1 pseudogene is annotated in these 583 nt (G+C 45.8%); it reads left to right on the forward strand.

The features are described 5' to 3' along the window. Window positions 1–583: pseudogene (locus ACYVFA_RS19600) on the forward strand (hypothetical protein); the annotation flags it as partial.

The following is a 583-nucleotide window of genomic DNA, read 5'->3' on the forward strand; positions in this document are numbered from 1 at the left end:
AGTTGTTGCAGACAAGAACAATCTATGTAATGGAGAAAGTACTATACTGAAAGCGAGTGGCTGTACAGGCAGTCTTACGTGGAGCAATGGTTCAACAGGAACAAGCATCACAGTGAGTAAGGAAGGGACTTACAGTGTGATCTGTAGCAATATCTGTGGTACGAGCAGTTCGAATGTGGTGACCATCACTACAGGAGCAAAACCAACTGCACCGGCTATCTCGAGTGATAAAACTAGTTTGTGTACAGGAGAGACAGCGACCTTGTCGGCAACGGGCTGTAGTGGTACAGTGAAATGGAGCACCAATGCAACAGGCAACAGCATCACAGTAACACAGACAGGTACTTACAGTGCTGTATGTAGCAATGATTGTGGCAATAGTGTGTCATCGAATGTGGTAACGATTAACCCTGGTAGCAAGCCAAATGCACCAGTGATAGCGACTACCAAGACGAGTCTATGTAACAACGAGACTACAGAGTTGACAGCGACTAATTGTACAGGAACGGTTAAGTGGAATAACAATGCAACAGGTACGAGCATCACAGTAAGTACAGCGGGCACATACACAGCAACTTGTACG

Source organism: Emticicia fontis, from assembly GCF_054779675.1.